This is a genomic window from Streptomyces africanus, from assembly GCF_002150735.1.
Taxonomy (GTDB): domain Bacteria; phylum Actinomycetota; class Actinomycetes; order Streptomycetales; family Streptomycetaceae; genus Streptomyces; species Streptomyces africanus.
Genome location: NZ_MUKA01000692.1, coordinates 1 through 331, shown reverse-complemented (window position 1 = coordinate 331; position 331 = coordinate 1). Strand labels below are relative to the sequence as shown.

Below are 331 nucleotides of genomic sequence, written 5' to 3'. Positions count from 1 at the left end.
GCGCCACGCCCGCTGCGCTGAGGGCGACTGCAGGTGGGAGCCGCTCCAGCGCCGAGACGGCGCATCCACACCACATGACCAGGGCCGCGGCTTTGAAGCCCGACATCTGGGCCGCGACGGCGACGCCCTGAAGCAGGGCGAGCGACGTCAGCGACGGCCACAGCCGGTGCTGGAGCGTGGTCCGGAAGAACACCCAGGCGAGCAGTGCCGCCAGAAGCACCCCGCCGGCTCCGGCCACCGCCTTCCAGCCACGCGCCTCGCTCTCGGCGAAGGCCCCCCACATCAGCACGCCGAGGACCAGAGCCCGCACCGTCCAGGCCAGCAGGCACCG

The 331-nt window shown here is 73.4% G+C and carries 1 pseudogene; it reads right to left on the bottom strand.

Annotated features, from left to right (window positions below):
- Nucleotides 1–331, bottom strand: a pseudogene (locus tag CCL05_RS47015) (sensor histidine kinase); the annotation flags it as partial.